The 17,274-nt window shown below is 70.1% G+C and carries 11 protein-coding genes and 1 pseudogene; 4 read left to right on the forward strand and 8 right to left on the reverse strand.

Going from position 1 to position 17,274, the window contains the following annotated elements; all coding sequences use genetic code 11:
• The first annotated feature begins 6 nt into the window (after positions 1-6).
• On the forward strand, positions 7-2,085 hold the full coding sequence (locus tag ABZX61_RS48925) for a beta-galactosidase (RefSeq protein ID WP_355205643.1): 2,079 nt from the start codon (positions 7-9) through the stop codon (positions 2,083-2,085).
• Here ABZX61_RS48925 and ABZX61_RS48930 read toward each other — a convergent pair.
• From ABZX61_RS48930 to ABZX61_RS48965, 8 genes and pseudogenes are all read right to left on the reverse strand, one after another.
• Positions 2,038-2,262: a hypothetical protein gene (locus ABZX61_RS48930; RefSeq protein ID WP_355205646.1), complete on the reverse strand. Its 225-nt coding sequence runs from the start codon at positions 2,260-2,262 to the stop codon at positions 2,038-2,040. The two genes, ABZX61_RS48925 and ABZX61_RS48930, sit on opposite strands and share 48 nt — an antisense overlap.
• A gap of 117 nt (positions 2,263-2,379) precedes the next feature.
• A pseudogene (locus ABZX61_RS48935) lies at positions 2,380-2,649 on the reverse strand (DJ-1/PfpI family protein); the annotation flags it as partial.
• 507 nt (positions 2,650-3,156) lie between these two features.
• Entirely contained in the window at positions 3,157-3,786 is a 630-nt protein-coding gene (locus ABZX61_RS48940) for a hypothetical protein (protein ID WP_355205649.1), read from the reverse strand.
• Entirely contained in the window at positions 3,783-4,190 is a 408-nt protein-coding gene (locus ABZX61_RS48945) for a hypothetical protein (protein WP_355205652.1), read from the reverse strand. The genes ABZX61_RS48940 and ABZX61_RS48945 overlap by 4 nt, the downstream gene beginning before the upstream one ends.
• Positions 4,187-5,224, reverse strand: coding sequence for a hypothetical protein (locus ABZX61_RS48950; protein WP_355205655.1), 1,038 nt, complete (start codon positions 5,222-5,224; stop codon positions 4,187-4,189). The genes ABZX61_RS48945 and ABZX61_RS48950 overlap by 4 nt, the downstream gene beginning before the upstream one ends.
• Positions 5,225-5,323: 99 nt before the next feature.
• Positions 5,324-5,965 carry a hypothetical protein gene (locus tag ABZX61_RS48955; protein ID WP_355205658.1) on the reverse strand — a complete coding sequence of 214 codons (642 nt, stop codon included), beginning with the start codon at positions 5,963-5,965 and terminating at the stop codon, positions 5,324-5,326.
• 71 nt (positions 5,966-6,036) lie between these two features.
• Positions 6,037-11,238, reverse strand: coding sequence for a ThuA domain-containing protein (locus ABZX61_RS48960; protein ID WP_355205661.1), 5,202 nt, complete (start codon positions 11,236-11,238; stop codon positions 6,037-6,039).
• 215 nt (positions 11,239-11,453) lie between these two features.
• The gene (locus ABZX61_RS48965) at positions 11,454-12,728 is read right to left on the reverse strand and encodes an ROK family transcriptional regulator (protein WP_355205663.1); all 1,275 of its coding nucleotides are present in this window, start codon (positions 12,726-12,728) and stop codon (positions 11,454-11,456) included.
• A gap of 242 nt (positions 12,729-12,970) precedes the next feature.
• On the opposite strand from ABZX61_RS48965, the gene ABZX61_RS48970 reads away from it, so the two are divergent.
• The 3 genes from ABZX61_RS48970 to ABZX61_RS48980 all read left to right on the forward strand — a co-directional run bounded on the left by ABZX61_RS48970 (position 12,971) and on the right by ABZX61_RS48980 (position 17,229).
• A complete protein-coding gene (locus ABZX61_RS48970) occupies positions 12,971-14,293 on the forward strand; it encodes an ROK family transcriptional regulator (protein WP_355205666.1) in 1,323 nt (440 codons plus the stop codon).
• A 385-nt stretch (positions 14,294-14,678) separates the two neighbouring features.
• Entirely contained in the window at positions 14,679-16,226 is a 1,548-nt protein-coding gene (locus tag ABZX61_RS48975) for a sugar ABC transporter ATP-binding protein (protein WP_355206050.1), read from the forward strand.
• Positions 16,219-17,229 (forward strand): ABC transporter permease, encoded by a 1,011-nt coding sequence (locus tag ABZX61_RS48980; protein WP_350738757.1) that lies wholly within the window; start codon positions 16,219-16,221, stop codon positions 17,227-17,229. Before ABZX61_RS48975 ends, ABZX61_RS48980 begins: the two co-directional genes overlap by 8 nt.
• Positions 17,230-17,274: the final 45 nt, after the last annotated feature.

Below are 17,274 nucleotides of genomic sequence, written 5' to 3' on the forward strand. Positions count from 1 at the left end.
ACACACGTGCCCCGGGTACTCTTTGGCGCCGCCTACTATCCCGAATACCACCCCAGTGAGCTGCTGAAGACCGACCTCGACCTGATGGCCGAGGCGCGCTTCTCCGTCATCAGGGTCGGCGAGTCCGTCTGGTCGACCTGGGAGCCCGAGAACGGGCGCTTCAACCTGGACTGGCTCCAACCCACGCTCGACGGCGCGCACGAGCGCGGCATCGGCGTCATCCTCGGCACCCCGACCTATGCCGTGCCGCCCTGGCTCGCCCGCCAGTACCCCGAGATCGCCGGCGAGCGGGGCTCGGGACGGCGCATCCCGTGGGGCGGCCGCCAGGAGATGGACTTCACCCACCCGGCCTACCGCTTCCACGCCGAGCGGATCATCCGGCGCGTCGTGGAGCGGTACGCCGGCCACCCGGCGGTGATCGGCTTCCAGGTGGACAACGAGCCCGGCCTGGTGCTGTTGCACAACCACGGCGTCTTCCAGCGCTTCGTTGATCACCTGCGCGACCGCTACGGCGACGTGGAGACGCTCAACGAGGAGTGGGGTCTGGTCTACTGGTCGCATCGCCTGTCGACCTGGGCGGACCTGTGGACGCCGGACGGCAACGCGCAACCGCAGTACGAGCAGGCCTGGCGTCGCTTTCAGGCCGAGCAGGTCACCGAGTTCATCGCCTGGCAGGCGGACATCGTCCGCGAATACGCCAGGCCGGACCAGTTCGTCACCACCTGCGTCTCCTACGAACGGCCCGGAGTGGCCGACGACGAGCTGACCCGGCGTGTCGACGTCACCGCCGGTAACCCGTACTACGCCATGCAGGACGGTCTCGCCCTGCCCGCCGGGCAGAGCGGCCCGCAGCTGTGGGACACCCACGACACCTGGTCGTTCTACCTCGGCGCCGACCGGATGTTCTCCTCGCGTCAGGAGCCCTTCCTGGTCACCGAGACCAACGCGCAGGCCATCGGTCCGTCGTGGATGAACCATCCCGCGTACGACGGTCAGTGGCGGCAGGCCGCCTGGGCGTTCGTCTCGCGGGGCGCGAACATGATCGAGTACTGGCAGTGGCGCACCCTGGTCTTCGGCACCGAGACCTACTGGGGCGGCGTCCTGCCGCACAGCGGCCGCCCGGGCCGCGTCTATCGGGAGATCGCCCAGATCGGCGCGGAGCTGGAGACGGCCGGCGAGCTGGTCGCGGGCCTGACCCCGGACACCGACGTCGCGATGCTCTACTCCACGCCGAGCAAGTGGGCGCTGACCGCCCAGCCGGCTCTGGCGCTGCCGGACGGCGGCCCGGACCGGCATTCCTACCAGGGCATCTTCGACCCGTTCTACCGTGGCGCGTTCGAGGCGGGCCTCCAGGTACGGGTGCTGCACGCGGCTCAGGCGGTGGCGGCCGAGCCGGGCGAGCTGGCCGCACGGCACCCCGTCCTCGTCGCCGCCGGTCTGTACGCGGCCGACGACGCCACCCTGGACTGGCTGGCGGCCTACGCCTCGGCCGGCGGCCACCTGGTGCTCGGGCCGCGCACCGCGTACGCCGATCACGAGGCCCGCGCGCGCCGCGAGGTCCAGCCGGCCCGGCTCGCCGAGCCCGCGGGCGTGTCGTACGACGAGTTCAGCAACCTGCCGGCCGACCTGCCCGTGCGGACCATGCCCGGCTCACCGCTGACGCTGCCGTCCGACGCCGCGGGCACCCGATGGGCGGACGGCGTGCACGCGCAGGACGCCGAGGTGCTCGCCGGCTACCGGCACCCGCACTTCGGCCGGTGGGCGGCCGTGACCACCCGCCCGTACGGCGCGGGCCGCATCACCTACGTCGGCACCATCCCCAACCCCAGCATGGCCACGGCGCTGTTCCGCTGGCTCGTCCCCGATGCCGGGTCGTGGGGCGGCATGCCGGCGGGCGTCACCTCAACCGGCGCCGTCACGGCGGACGGGCGGCGGCTGCGCTTCCTGCACAACTGGACCTGGCAGGAGATCGCCGTCACGGCACCGACCGCGGTGCGTGACGTGCTCGCCGGCGCTGACCATGCGGCCGGTGCGGAACTACGTCTCGGTCCATGGGATGTACGCGTCCTGCTGGAGACGCCGTAGCCGTCGCTGCGCCCTGGCCTCTCGGGCCGGGGCCGCCCCCGTAAGCACCTCCGGCAGGCGCAGGCCGAGATCGGCGCGCCCGGCGGCGACGAGTTCCGGCGCCGGGCGGTCGAGTTCGCGCGCCAAGGCGGCAAACCGCTCCTCCAGCTCGCCGGCCCGCTCACCTTCGTCCGCCACATCTTCCACGACCAGCGAAGGAGCACGGCCGATCATCATGCCGCACGCGTTTGCCTCTCCTGGTGGCCGGAGCTCGCGCACGCTACGGCAGGCGCGGTGTCGGTACGACCGAACCACCTACAACGACACGTTCGCGCCCTCCAGCACGCGCATGAAGGCACGCGACCATTCAGGCAGGGCCCAGCCACGACAGGAGACCATCGCGCCGTCCACCACGCCGGGGGCGTCCACGAAGGTCGCACCCGCCATCTCCATGTCGGTCCTCAATGGCGGGAACGCCGCCGTGGTACGGCCGCGCAGCAGGCCAAGCGCCGCCGGCACCTGCGGGCCGTGGCAAATCGTGCCCACCGGCAGGCCGCGCTCGAAGAAGTAGCGCACGATACGGGCGACGTCGGGATCGGAGCTTTACCGCACGCGTGGTGGGGGCGGCCACGATCGCCTCATGACCCCCTTCCCGGAGCCGGAAGACGGGGTACATGGAGTCCAGCTCTTTCGCCGCGTCGCCGGTCAGAACAAGCACTCGGGCCAGGACTCACTCCTGTTCTCCCACAGTGGATCTTTATCCGCAGCGGGCAGAAATGGCAGACCCCGCCGGCAGCCTCACCCGCGGACCGCTGTGTACGCCGAGCACCGTCCGGACTACGCGCACGCCGCGATGCGCTCGGCGCTCGAGCCCGGCCCTCGCGTGCTCGACCTCGGCGCCGGAACCGGCAAACTGGCCACCGTCCTGGTCACGCTGGGCGCCGACGTCGTCGCGGTCGAGCCGACCCGGCGATGCCGACGAGATCAGCGCCCGCTTCCGGCGGCTGTGCGAGCAGTCCGGTTTCGCGGAGAACTTCGACGCGCGCACCGGCGAGGTCCTGGTCGGTTGCGCCCGTCCCCGGCCGGCCGAATTCAGCGCCGGACGCTCATGCGGTGCCGCCAGGCGAGGGCGATCCAGGCCGCGAGGGCGACGAGCGCCACGAGGACGATGATGCCGATCTTGAGGGGAGTCCCCATCGCACCTCGGTCGTCCAGCACGGTCGCCGGCGCGGCGGCCTTGTTCCGCGCGGGCGCCGTCGCCTGGCCCGTCGCCTGGCCGGGTGCGGGGGCGGTCGCCTGGCCCGTCGCCTGGCCCGGTGCGGGGGCGGTCGCCGCCACGGGGGAGGCGGCGACAACGCCCGCCTTCACCTTCACCGTCGCTTTCGCCTTGGAGGGCTCGGTCGCGGTCACGGTGACCCGCCACTCGCCGCTCGGCAGCGGCTCGGCGGAGTGGTAGAGGTTCTGGCCCTCGGGCGCCGACCTGAGCGGCACCGGCCCGAAGGACCGGCCGTCTGCCGAGGTCGCCTTCAGCGTGGCCTCGACGATCTCCGTTACGGGATGGCTGTCCTTTTTGTAGGTGACCAGCACGTTGACGTTGTCGGCGCCGTCTCCCGTCACCTCCAGCTTGATCGGCCCGCCGTGGGCGGAGGCCGCCGGTGCGCCGAGCACCAGCATGAGCCCGGCCAGCAGGACGGTGAGGACGTATGCCGGTGCCTTCTTCACGAGTCGTGACTCCCCTCGGGTTCGGTGTCGGGGGTGAGCGCCCCTTCGCCGGGTGATGTCGGTAGGAACACGTGCTGGTGGCTGTGGCCCGCGTCGATGTTCACGGCGTCGAGAGCGGTGGCTCCGATCGGCCAGGTGAAGAGCGCGTCGGCGCGTTGCCGTACGGTCAGATCCATGGCGGCGGCGCGGGCCGGTCCGGTCAGACTCCGGGCGGCCGCGTAGGTGTCGACGGTCGTGGCGAGCTGCCGTACGGCGGAGGCGAGACTCGACCGCGCCACGTTGGTGGCGGTCTCACCGGACGGCGGGCCGGCGAAGCCTTGGACGGCCGCGACGGCCGCCTGGGTCGGTTGCCTGGGTCGGTTGATGGCCGCCACCTCCTGAGGACGGATGTCGATGACGCTCACGCCTCCTGAGGCGTGCCTTTGCTGTGGAGCATGATCAGCTTCTTGATGCGCTTGCGGCGCCAGGCGGCGACCAGCCGGATGGCGAAGGGGGCGAGGATGAGGAGGACGAGGAGGGCGAGCTGCGGCCATGGCAGGGCCCAGACCGTGGTGTCGATCGCCATCCGCTGGGCGGTGACGCCCGGGATCGGCTTGCCCGCGGGCGAGGGGATCACCGTGACCGTCGTGCCGATGGGACCCAGCGGCCAGGCGCCGGGCACCCGTGCGACGAACGTGCGGCTGCCGCCCGGCATGAGCTCCCTGGCCTTGGCCGCGGACGGGTCACTCCAGTTGTTCTCGCCCACGAACGTGGACGTCAGGACCCGGTTGTCCGCGACCAGCCGGACGTTGCCGACGTTGGCCACGGTGTAGGTCACCTCGACGGATCCGGCGGCGAAGGGGTTCCACGATCCCGTGTACTCGGCTTGCACGTCGGTCACCGCCACCTTGGCCACATAGTCGCCGGTGACGCGGATGTTCAGGCGGACGCCCACCCGGTTCTGGACCCGTACCTGACCGGAGACGGTCTCCAGGGACGCGGTCACACCTGCGGGGTGATCGCCCGGCGTCGCGTTCTGGGGGATCGACACCGTCACCGGCACGACGGAGGTGGCCCCGGCGGCGATGGTCACCTTCTCGGGAACCGCTATCCAGGAGCCGCCGTCGGTCGGTTTCGCATCAGAGGGCCGCATGTCGAAGTAGCCCTTGGAGGTCAGGTAGCCGTCGTTGGCGTCGATCGCGAAGTCGACCGGCTGAGTGGAGCGGTTGATGACCGCCACATGCTCGACCACCTGCTGCCCGCCGGCGAGTTCGAGCTCGATGACGCTGCGGCCGTCAGGGCCGTCGGCGTTGGCCGGAACGACCGACCAGGTGGTGTCGGCGTCGGACGGGGTCGCGAACGCGACCGTGGTGACCAGGACGGCGACCAGCAGGGCAACGCCGACGGCGGGTAAGACGGCGAGGCGGGCGAGGGCGCCTCGCGAACGGCTTGTGGTCAACAGAGGTGTCTCCAGTCTCATCGTGGCCGTCCGGGACCTGCGCCAGGCCGGCACAGGTCCCGGACGCCCACAGCGGGCGATGGCGTCCTGCCTCCGGGTTCAGGACTGGTTGAAGAGGGAGAGCGTCAGAGTCGAGTGGTACTCGCCGGCGGCGACGTCGGCGGGAGCGCGCAGCGCGAGGCCGGCGTTGACCTGCCAGGTGCCGATCTCGTCGGCGGAGTTCGCCGTGGACACCAGCAGCTCCTGCCCCTGCAGACCGACGGTGGGCGCTCCCGAGCCGTCTGAGATGACGCTGGAGACGGGCTCACCGGCCGCCACCGCACCGGAGGAGGAGTCGCTCAGCAGGCGCGGCCGCCAGCCCAGGTACTGCGGGCCGATGGGCGGCGCCGAACCGCTCGTCGCGGTGAACTCGCTGGCCTGGCCGACGACCGCCCAGAAGTCACCGGCGGGGATGTCCTCGGGCCGGCGGCTGTCGGTCACCGTGACCGTCGGCAGGGTGCCGACGAACTGGCGGGCGGCGGCGTTGGAGCCGTCCTCCTGCAGGGCCACTCCGTCGTTGTCGGCGACGGTCATGGACACCTCACCGGGAGTGGTGTTCGGCTCGATCGTCACCGACACGTCGATGCCGTTGTCGGGGTCGTCGTCCGCCACCGCGGGACCGCCCACGCCGACGCCGGCGGCGGTGAGCGCGACACCGAGCATCGCCGCGGCGAGTATCTGTGTAGTCCTGTTCATTTTCATGTGTTCGCTCCATTGAGGGGGTGGGGCCGGTCGGCTGCTCGGCCGGCCGGCCCCGGTTCTGCTGTCGGCGGTCAGCGGCAGCTGAGCGCCGGGTAGGCGGCGTCGTACGACGAGGTGACCTGCCCGCCGCCGATCGTCGCGGTCCCCTTCACGGTCACCGTGCCCGCGTCGATCTGCCCGGCCCGGCTGTTGAAGGACTGGTACGCCTGCTTGCCCGGGGCCACGTCGGCCACGGTCTTCGAACCGAACGGAGTGGTCAGCGTCACCGTCGCCGGCACGTCCGAGCCGTTGACGGCCGTGACCGCCACGTACGCCGAGGTGCCGATGCAGCGGGACGAGGCGGAGACCGTCAGCTTGACCTGCGGCGCGGACGCCGAGATCATCAGCGTCAGCGTCTTGGCCTCTTCGACGTTGCCCGCCTTGTCGGCCGAGCGGTACTTCAGCGCGTGCTGCCCGTCGCCGGTCACGGTGACCGGTCCGGTGTAGGCGGTCCAGTCACCGCCGTCGAGCTGGTACTCGGTCTTGTCGACCCCGCTGCCGCCGTCCTCGTCGGTGGCCTTCAGCGTGACCGACACCGGACCGGTGAACGTGCCGCCCGCCGGCTGCTCCGGATCGGTCGTCGCCGTCGTCACGGGCGCGGTCTTGTCCTCGTCCGAGCCTGCCTTGGTCAGGTGGAAGTAGTCGAACGTGACCGTCTTCGACGCCGACTGGTTGGTGCCGATGGTGTACACGCCGACCTTCGCGCCGGTGGCCACCGCGGCGTTCTCCACCGTCGCGGAGAGATCCGTCCAGGTCCGGCCGTCGGAGGAGTAGGAGCCGGTGTAGGTGGTGCCCGCCTTCCTCAGCCGCAGCCACCACACGCCGCTGGTGAGGTTGTTCACTTGCGGCTGCGGGTTCTGCACGGTGCCGCCGGCCTCGCTGCGCAGTTCGATGCTCCGCGCCACCGTCGAGCCTGCCGAGTTGGTGGTGAGGAAGTCGAGCTTCACGTAGTCGTCGTCGCCGGTGTACACCATGAGGCCGCCCTGCTGGTACTGCTCGGTGAGCGCCGAGGCGTCCACCTTGGTCTCCAGCGTCCAGTCGCCGCTCGGCGCCGTCTGCAGGATGAAGTTCTTCGGGCCGCTGTTGCCGGTCCCGTAGATGTCACCGGTCGTGGTGTCGAGCTCCAGCTTGCCGTTGCCGACGCGCGCCGCCGTGGCGTCGGGGCGCACGACCGCGTTCCAGCGGCAGGAGTCGAGCGCGGTGCCCTCGAACTCGTCGTCCGGGTCCGGCGCCGTCGCCTTGTCGTCCGGCGTGATGTGGAACCAGTCGAAGGACGCATCCACCACCGGGTGGTTGGCCCCGGCCAGCGAGATCAGGCCGATCTTGGGGTTGGCGATCCCGGCGAGCGGCTTGGTCTGCGGCATCGCGGTGAACGTGGTGCCGTCCGAGGAGTAGTGGGCGGTGATGTTGGTGCCGTCGCTGACGAACCGCACGTACACCGTGTCGGGGTAGGAGTCCCCGAGGTTGGCCGTGTTGCTCTGCGACACCTCGTTCGGGCTGCCGTTCTCCTCCCGGATGAACTGGAAGATACGGCTGGCGTGGTTGGAACCCGAGGTCGACCGCGCCTGCAGCACCATCTTGGCGTAGTTGTCGTCGTCGCCGTAGATGATCAGGCCCGCCTGCTGGTACGCGTCACGCGCGTCCAGCGTGAGCTTGGCGGTGGCGGTCCACGCACCCGATGGCGCCGGCTGCACGACGATGTTCGGCGTGTTGCCGCCCGTGCTGTAGATGTCGGTGGTCGAGGTCGGGATCACGAGCTTGCCGTCCGCGACCTTGAGGTCCTGGTTCTCCCGGATGACCGACCAGCGGGCACGGTCGAGCTGGCTGCCCAGGAAGTTGTCGGAACGGCCGGCGAAGCACACCGTGGCCGCCGCGTCCACCTTGACCGGGACCTGGGCGGTGGCCGAAGCGCCCTTGTCGTCGGTCACGGTCACCACGGCCGTGTAGTTGCCCGGCGCGGTGTAGGTGTAGCTCGCCTCGGCCGTGGTGGGCTCCGGCGCGCCGGTCACCCCGAAGTTCCACTTGTAGGTGATCGGGTCGCCTTCGGGGTCGGTGGCCGTCGCCTTGAAGCCGACCTTCAGCGGGGCGACGCCCGTCGCCGGGGTCGCCGTCGCGGTCACGGCCGGACGCTCGTTGTCCGTGGCGCCCTTGCCGACGAAGTCGACCCAGTTGAAGTTGGCCAGGTAGGCGTTGTCGGCCGCGCTCGCCGGCTTGCGCACGACGAAGTACAGCGGTCCGCTCTCGGTCGGTGGGCTGGTCAGGTTGAGTGTGACGTCGGTGAACGTCTGCCAGCCGCCGGTGGGCGGCACGTCGACCGAGCCGACCAGAGCGCCGGTCTCGGGGTTGCCCGCCCGGACCTGTACGGTTCCGCCGGGTCCGCCCGAGGAGGCCCGGAGCCGGATCGCGGTGACGTTCGACAGGTTCACCGGGTCGAACGACCACCAGTCGCCGTCCTGGACGAACGCGATGTGCTGGTTGCCGCCCTGGGTGTCGGTCGTGGTCTCGGCCTGGACGCCTGCGGCGTCGGTGCCCTTGCCGTCGGCCACCCGGCCGGTCTGCGCGAAGTGCTCGGCCTGCTTGCGCTTGGGCTCCAGGATGATCTGGCCCCGCCCGGTCAGCGGTCCGGCGCCATTGGCGCCCCCGTCGGTGTAGCTGGCCTCGATGGCGTAGAAGAGGTTGTCGTACTCGCCGTGGCCCGCCTGCTGGGTCTGCAGGGTGCCCTCACAGCCCTTGAGCTGGTCGAGCGGGTGGCCGTGGCTGTCGTGGCCGAGGATCGCCTGGATCTTGACCTTGTCGCAGTCGATCGTGCCGTCCTCGGCGTCGGTGACGGTGACCTTGAACTTCACCTGGTCGCCGAACTCGAAGAAGGCGCCGTTCGGCGGAACGTCCACCTTGACGGTGGGACGGGTGTTGCCCGCGCTGATCGACACGCTGGCGGTGGCGGTCTTGCCGTCGGGGGTCTTGACGGTCAGGACCACGCTGTAATCGCCCCCCTTCTCATAGGTGAAGGTGGGGTTGGGGTCGGTGGAGTCGGTGTCCCCGTCACCGTCGAGGTCCCAGGCGTAGGTGAGCGTCTTGCCCTCCGGGTCCCGGCTGCCCTCGCTGGAGAACTTGACCGCCAGCGGCAGGGGCCCGTTGGTCTTGTCCGCCGTGGCACGGGCGATCGGCGGTCGGGTCCCCTTGGTGTACGCAATGCGGTAGATGCCGGAGTCGGCGTTGTCGCCGCCGAAGCCGGAGCCCCACTCGATCATGTACAGCGCGCCGTCGGGACCGAACTTCATGTCCATCGGCTTCTTGAACGACAGGGAGCCGAGGATCGGGTTCATCTCGACGACCTTGCTGCCGCTCTCGTTGAGCTGGAACGACCACACCTTGTCGTTGTTCCACTCACCGAAGACGGCCTTGCCGTCCCAGTACGCCGGCCACTTCACGTCCGACTGCAGGTTCGGGTCGGAGCGGTAGACCGGGCCGCCCATCGGCGCGCCACCGCTCAGCTCCGGGAAGTTCTGCGGGTCGGCCGCGTAGTGGTACCAGATCGTCGCCGGGATCACCGGCGGCAGGCTGGTCAGGCCGTCGTTGTTCGGCGATTCGTTGACCGGCGCGGCACAGTTGAACGGAGACCCCGACTGCTTGGTGGCGAAGTTGTAGTCGACGTACGGGGTGTTGTTGCCGATGCAGTACGGCCAGCCGAGGTTGCCGGGCTTCGAGACGAGGTTCCACTCGACCGTGTTCTGCGGACCCCGGGTGGAGCTCGCCGCGTTCGCGTCGGGACCGTACTCACCGAGCATGATGTTGCCCGTCTTGGGGTCGAGACCCATGCGGAACGGGTTGCGCAGGCCCATGCCGTAGATCTCCGGCTTGGTCTTCGCCGTGCCCGGCGCGAACAGGTTGCCGGACGGGATGGTGTAGGTGCCGTCGGCCTCGGGGTGGATCCGCAGCAGCTTGCCGCTCAGGCTGTTGGTGTTGCCCGCGGTACGCTGGGCGTCCCAGTTGGCGCGGCCGGACTGCTCGTCGATCGGCGCGTAGCCGTCGGAGGCGAACGGGTTGGTGTTGTCGCCCGTGCCCAGCCACAGATTGCCGGTCTTGGGGTCCACCACCATGCCGCCGCCGTGGTGGCAGCACTCGGCCCGCTGCACCGGGACGTCGAGGATCTTCTTCTCGCTCGACAGGTCCAGGGTGTCACCGGTGACGGTGAACCTGCTCAGCCGGTCGACGTTCGTCCCGGTGGGCGAGTAGTAGAGATACACCCAGTGGTTCGAGTCGAAGCCGGGGTCGAGCGCCATGCCGAGCAGACCGCTCTCGTTGGCGGTGAAGACGTTCAGCTTCGCCGCCGTCACCGTGCCGCCGGCCGGCTTGATGATCTTGACCTCGCCGAGTCGGTCGATGTAGAAGACCCGGCCGTCCTTGGCGACGTCCACCATCATCGGGTTCGACGTGTTGTCGTCGAGGGTGACCTTCTCGAAGCTCGAGCTCTGCGAGGCCGAGCAGTCGGCCTTGACCGCGCCGGAGGCGGTCTGGATGCCGCCGAGCAGCAGCTTCAGGAAGTTGGGCTCGCTGTAGTTCTCCTTGAGGTGGCCGAGCCCGGTGTACCACGAACGGCCGCCGTCGAAGTCCTGGCACCACGTGTTCGGGTGGTCGGCGCCCATCGTGGCGCCGGTGTAGGACTTCTCGTCCATCGACGTCAGCACGTGGACCGTGCCACGCGGGTTCGTCTGGTAGTCGTACCATTCGTCGGTACGGGTCCAGGTCGTCGGGAGATCCTTGGTCGCCGGGTGCGCCGGGTCCTCGACCTTGACCGTGGCCTGCTGGATCGCCGGGTGCTGCTTGAAGTACGCCCCGACCAGCTTGCCGTACCAGGCCCAGTTGTAGCCGCTGTCGGCGGCGGCGTGGACGCCCACGAAGCCGCCGCCGCCCTGGATGTAGCGCTGGAAGGCGTCCTTCTGCTCCTGCGTGCCCAGCGGGTCACCGGTCGTGGACATGAAGACCACGGCCTGGTACTGCGCCAGGTTCTGGTCCGTGAACAGGGCGCTGTCCTCGGTCGTGTCGACCGCGAAGTTGTTGTCCTGGCCGAGCTTCTGCACGGCCGCGATGCCCTCGGGGATCGAGTCGTGCCGGAATCCGGTCGTCTTCGAGAAGACGAGCACCTTGAAGGCGGGCTCCGCCGCCGTGGCGGCCTCGGCGCTCAAGGGCGCCGCAAGGGGCGTGAGGAAAGGGGCGACGAGGGCTAAGGCCATCGTGGTGGCGGTTCGACGTCTCGGGCGTCGTCCGCCTTCTGGCAGGACCGCGTTGAGCAGCCTCTCTGCCCATGTTCGGGGACGTGGTGACATGGAAAACCCTTCCTGACCGGGGGGACGTCAGGCAAGGCGCGCGCCGCCGCGCTGTTGCCACTTGGGGAGGTAGCGGATTGTGCGGGTTGCTGGAGGGTGCCGTCTCCAGGTCTGTGGGGCCGTCAGTAAGGTGCCGGCCTGCGGAGTGAATCCAAGATCGTCGTCGGATCGTCGATGATGTGGTTGACCACCATGCTCGCGGCGCCCCGGGAGGCGGCGCCGAAGCCGAGCGTGGAGGCGACGAATCGGCACTCGGCGGCGGGAGCGGCCACCACGAGCCGTCGCAGCTGATCTTGTGCGTGCGGCAGCAGCCACTGGGCCAGTGAGGCGAAGTAGCCGCCGATGACGATCACCCGCGGGTTGAACAGGTTGGCCAGGATCGAGCCGCCGAGCCCGAGCCATTCGCCGACCTGCGCCACCGCCATCGTCATCCGCCGGTCGCCCGAGGCCAGGCCCCTGGCGATGTCGGCCACCCGTTCGCCGGGATCGGGCACCGGCATGCCGGGCAACCCGTACGCCTGTTCGGGCATGGCCGCGCGTACGAGCGCGGCCAGGCCGACCTTGGTCTCCCAGCAGCCGATGCGGCCACAGCCGCATCGGTCGCCGTTGGGGTCGACCCGCAGATGTCCGACCTCGCCGGAGAATCCGTCCGCTCCGCGCAGAAGTTCGCCGCCTGAGATGATGCCGCCGCCCACGCCCACCTCTCCGGTCAGATAGACCAGGTGGGGCGTGCCGGCGGCGACGCCGGAGGTGTATTCGGCCAGGGCGGCGAGGTTCGCGTCGTTGTCCACCCACACCGGCACGCTCCGCGGGCCGAGTATGGAGCTCAGCTGCTCGGCCAGGGGCAGGTCGCGCCAGTGGAGGTTCGGCGCGAGTGTCACGACGCCGCGTGTCACGTCCACGAGTCCGGGGACGGCCACCGCGATGCCGGTCGGGACCGATCCGGCCCGCCGCATCGCCTCCACGGCCTCCTTGGCCACGAGCCCGAGCCGGCGCACGGCGCTGTCCGGGCCGCTGCCCATCGCGTCGTGGACCACCCGGCGCTCGACCAGGCTCCGGCCGCTCAGGTCGGTGCCGTGGACCGCGATGTAGTCGACGTTGATCTCCATGCCCAGGGCTCCGACGTGCGCGCCGTGCAGCGCCACCGCCCGTCTGGGACGCCCGATCGCGCCCACGTGCTCGACACCGACCTCCCGCACCAGCCGTCGTTCCAGGAGTTCGGCCATGAGATTGGAGACGGTGGCCCGGTGCAGCCCGGTCACCTGCGCGATCTCGGCACGGGACAGGGATGTGTGCTCGCGCAGCTCGCGCAGCACCAGCGAGAGGTTTGCCCGGCGCAGCGTGGCGGGACTCGTCGGCGCGGCGCCGCCAGGGGAGCGGGACGGTCTGTACGTCACCCGCACCACCTGCCCCTTTGTTTGTCTCCGAGATCAATTAATCAGGGTTGTAACACGGCGATGTCGGACCGCGCACCCCTCAAGTCCGTAACGAGTTGGCATCGCTCGCTTCCGTGCACTTCGGCCAGGTTTCTCGCTCTAGTTATCGGAACGTTACGCAAGTTACGAACGATTTAATACTTGTGCCCGCCGGAAGTCGTGCCTTTAATTCGGCTAGCCATCTGAACTAATTGAGGAGGAGCGTGGACCACAGCCGGGCCGACGGCCACGCGACCGACTCGATGAGTCGCGGCGGGTCCGCGGGAGTTCCCGCGGATCAGGCCACCGTGCGCCGTTCCAACCTCGCCCTCGTGCTGCGTCACGTCAGCGTGTGCGGCCCGTGCACCCGATCGGCCGTCGCCGCCGCGACCGGGCTGAACAAGGCGACTGTCACCAGTCTGGTGAGCGAGCTGCAGGCGCGCGGACTGGTCAAGGAGATGGGGCCGCAGCACGCCGGCTCCGTCGGCCGCCCGGGTGTCGCGCTCGCCCTGGACGGCTCCCGGGTCGGCGCCCTCGGCATGGAAGTCAACGTCGACTACATCGCCGCGATCGCCACCGACCTGGCCGGCAGGGTGATCATCGACCGGCGCATCGGTTTCGACGCCATGGGCTCCAGCCCGGAACGCTCGCTGGACGAGCTGGCCCGCATGGCCGAGAGGACCGTCGCCGACCTCGACCGGCTCGGGATCACGCCGGCCGGGATCATCGTGGCCGTCCCCGGCCTGATCGACGCCACCACCGGCACCGTCGTCGTCGCCCCGAACCTCGGCTGGCGCGGGGTGGCGGTGGCGGAGCGGCTGTCCCACGCGAACATCGCCGCGGACATCCCCGTCGCGGTGGACAACGACGCCAACCTCGCCGCCCTGGCCGAGTACACCTCGGGCGTCGCGGCGGGCACCTCCGACCTGGTCTACCTCACAGGCGAGGTGGGCATCGGCGGCGGCGTCATCGCCGGCGGCCGGCTGCTGGGCGGAGCGGACGGATTCGCGGGGGAGGTCGGCCACGTCGTGATCGATCCCTCCGGCGAGTCGTGCCGCTGCGGCCGGGTCGGCTGCTGGGAGACCAAAGTCGGGCTGGCCGCGCTGGTCCGCATGGCCACACCGGACCGCGCGTACGGCACGGGCCCGCAACTCGTCCGTGACCCGGAGGAGCGGCTGGCCGAGATCGAGCACCGACGGGCCGAAGGAGATCCCCGCGTCGACGCCGCCGCCGCGGAGGTGGGCCGGTGGCTCGGAATCGGGGCGGCCATGCTGGTCAACCTCTTCAACCCACGGGTGATCGTGCTGGGCGGGTACTTCGCGCGACTCGCCGACCTGATCATCCCCGCAGCGCAACAGACGCTGGCACGCCTGGGCATGAGCGACGCCGTCGAGCGCTGCCGGTTCGTCGCCTCCGACCTCGGCTTCGGCGCCGCCTCACGCGGAGCGGCCGGAGTCGTCGTCGAACGAGCACTGTCCGACCCCACAAGCATCTCGAGCCGAACGCCTCCAACCATCGGGGTTATCGAGGGAACCCCGATGGCTTGATCGCCACAGTCAGCCTGACCCGCGTGCCGGCACGCGGTCCCGATCTACCGCCCGCTCCCTGAACCTCCCGTCCGCCTGACCGTCCTGTTCCGCATCGCCTCGGCACATCCCGTCCATCTCGCGTGCCGCGGCCATGGGGCATGCGGCCAGGCGGGCGGAAACCCCTGTGCCCTTTTCCCCGTGCCCTTTCCCCACCCAGAACGTCCCGCCTGCCTGATCGGTCACCCGAAGCCGCACCGGCACCGTTGACGCCGACCTCGGTGCCGTTGCGGCGGTGCCAACCGGCGCCGTCAGGCGGGCGGGGCCATCGGGCGGGCACGGCCACACCGTAACCGAGGGAGGCCCTGTGCCGCGGTCACCATCCGACTCGTCATCGCTGCTCGTGATGCGAGGAATCGTCAAGCAGTTCCCGGGCGTGCGCGCCTTGGACGACGTGAACCTTGAGGTCAGAGCCGGAGAGGTGCACTGCCTGCTCGGCCAGAACGGCGCCGGGAAGTCCACGCTCATCAAGATCCTTTCCGGTGCCCACGAACCCGACGAGGGCGAGGTGCTGCTCGACGGCTCGCCCGTACGGCTGGCGCCGCCGACCGCGGCGATGGGCCACGGAATCGCCACCATCTACCAGGAACTCGATCTGGTGGACGGGTTGAGCGTGACGGAGAACATCTTCCTCGGCCACGAGATGGCGACCTTCGGGTTCTCCCGCCGCGCCGAGGCCGACCGGGCGACGGCCGAACTGCTCCATCGGCTGGGCCACGGCGAGATCCGCCCCCGCACCGAGGTGGGCTCGCTGTCGCCGGCGCACAAGCAGATCGTCAGCATGGCCAGGGCGCTGTCGCACTCGGCCCGGGTGATCATCATGGACGAGCCGTCGGCCGCGCTGGACCACGACGAGGTCGGCAACCTGTTCCGGGTGATCCGTGACCTCACCTCCCAGGGCGTGGCGGTGATCTACATCTCCCACCGGCTGGAGGAGATCCGCGAGATCGGCGACCGAGTCACCGTGCTCAAGGACGGGCGCACGGTCGCGGTGGGGCTGGCGGCCAAGGACACCTCGACCTCGAAGATCGTGGCGCTGATGACCGGCCGCAACGTCGAGTACGTCTTCCCGCCCCGGCCGGGCAGGGGAGCCCACGAGGGGCGGTCCGAGGTGCTGCGGGTGGAGAACCTGACGCTGCCCGGCCGGTTCGCGGACGTGTCGTTCAGCATCAGGACCGGGGAGATCGTCGGCCTGGCGGGCCTGGTCGGCTCCGGCCGCAGCGAGATCATCGAGGCGATCTACGGAGCGCGACGGGCCGGTGGCCGGGTCGTGCTCGATGGGCGGACGGTGCGGCCGGGCAGCACGACCCGCGCGGTGCGGATGGGCATGGGCCTGGCCCCCGAGGAGCGCAAGGCGCAGGCGTTGCTGCTGGACCATTCCGTCGCGCAGAACATCACGCTGGCGAGCCTGAGCCGCTACGCCAGGCCGCGGTGGCTGGGCTGGCTCGACCGCCGGACCGAGTTCGCCGAGGCCGAACGGCTGTCGCAGGCGCTGGACATCCGCCCGCCCGATCCGCGCCGGCCGATCAGGACCTTGTCGGGCGGCAACCAGCAGAAGGCGGTGCTGGGACGCTGGCTGGCCGAGGACCGCAAACTGCTGCTCCTGGACGAGCCCACGCGTGGGGTGGACGTCGGTGCCCGGGCCGAGCTGTACGCGCTGGTGCGCAAGCTGGCCGACGACGGCATCGGTGTGCTGCTGGTGTCCAGCGAGGTGCCCGAGGTGCTGGGCCTGGCCGACCGCGTGCTGGTCATCCGCGAGGGCCGGATCGTCCATGAGGCGCCGGCCGAGGACCTTGACGAGCACCGGGTGCTCGACCTGGTGATGGTCTCCGCAGGACAGAGTCCCGGATCCGATGTGGCAAATCCCCCCACCGAAGGAGCATCGCATGACTGAGGTTGATCGGGCCGCGCCGACAGGTCCACGGTTGAAGGCGGCGGGACCGCTCGGGCGGTTCGGCCGGTTGGGTGAGGTCCGGCATCTGGGGCTGGTCGCGGCGTTGACACTGCTGGCGATCGTGGGACTGGTGACGAGGCCGGAGAACTTCGCCACCTCCTCCAACTTGGTGAGCATCCTGGCGCTGGCCTCGACCATCGGGGTGATCACTGTTGGCATGACGTTCGTGATCATCGGTGGTGGCATCGATCTGTCGGTGGGCGCGCTGATGGCGTTGGCGTCGGTATGGGCGACCACGCTGGCGACCCAGTCCTACGGGCCGGTCGTGATGATCGTGTGCGCGGTGCTGGTGGGCACCGGCGCGGGCCTGCTGAACGGGATCTTGATCGCCTACGGCCGGATGGTGCCGTTCATCGCGACGCTGGCGATGATGGTGGCCGGGCGCGGCCTGGCGCAGCGGATGTCCAACCAGCGCACACAGCTCGTGCAGCAGGACAACTCGATGATCGTGAGCCTGTCGACCACGCGGGTGCTCGGGCTGCCGCTGCTGGTGTACGTGTTCGCGCTGGTGGTGCTGGTCGGCTGGCTGGTGCTCAACCGCACGACGTTCGGCCGGCGCACCTACGCGGTGGGCGGCAACCCCGAGGCCGCCCGCCTGGCCGGCATCGACGTGCGCAAGCACACGCTGCTGTTGTACGCCCTGTCGGGGTTGTGCTGCGGGATCGCCGCGGTGCTGATCATGGCCAGGACCACGACCGGATCGTCCACACACGGCGACCTGTACGAGCTGGACGCGATCGCCGCAGTGATCATCGGCGGGACGCTGCTGAGCGGCGGCCGGGGCACGATCATCGGATCGATCCTCGGTCTGCTGATCTTCACTGTGATCACCAACCTGTTCATCCTGAACGGCCTGAACACCGCCGACCAGCTCATCGCCAAGGGCGCGATCATCGTCGCCGCCGTGCTGCTGCAGCGGCGAAGCCTCAAAACACACACCTGACACCAGGGCCGGATCGCAAGCCTTCCGGCTTCAGCAAGGCTTCAG

The sequence above is a fragment of the Nonomuraea sp. NPDC003709 genome (genome assembly GCF_040610775.1).
In the GTDB taxonomy this organism is placed as follows: Bacteria; Actinomycetota; Actinomycetes; order Streptosporangiales; family Streptosporangiaceae; genus Nonomuraea; species Nonomuraea angiospora_A.

What these genes read in the sequence shown, in the direction of transcription:
- ABZX61_RS48955 (WP_355205658.1), bottom strand. Translation starts at nt 5,965, where the DNA reads ATGAAAATGAACAGGACTACACAGATACTCGCCGCGGCGATGCTCGGT.
- ABZX61_RS48980 (WP_350738757.1), top strand. Translation starts at nt 16,219, where the DNA reads ATGACTGAGGTTGATCGGGCCGCGCCGACAGGTCCACGGTTGAAGGCG.
- ABZX61_RS48975 (WP_355206050.1), top strand. Translation starts at nt 14,679, where the DNA reads ATGCGAGGAATCGTCAAGCAGTTCCCGGGCGTGCGCGCCTTGGACGAC.
- ABZX61_RS48960 (WP_355205661.1), bottom strand. Translation starts at nt 11,238, where the DNA reads ATGGCCTTAGCCCTCGTCGCCCCTTTCCTCACGCCCCTTGCGGCGCCC.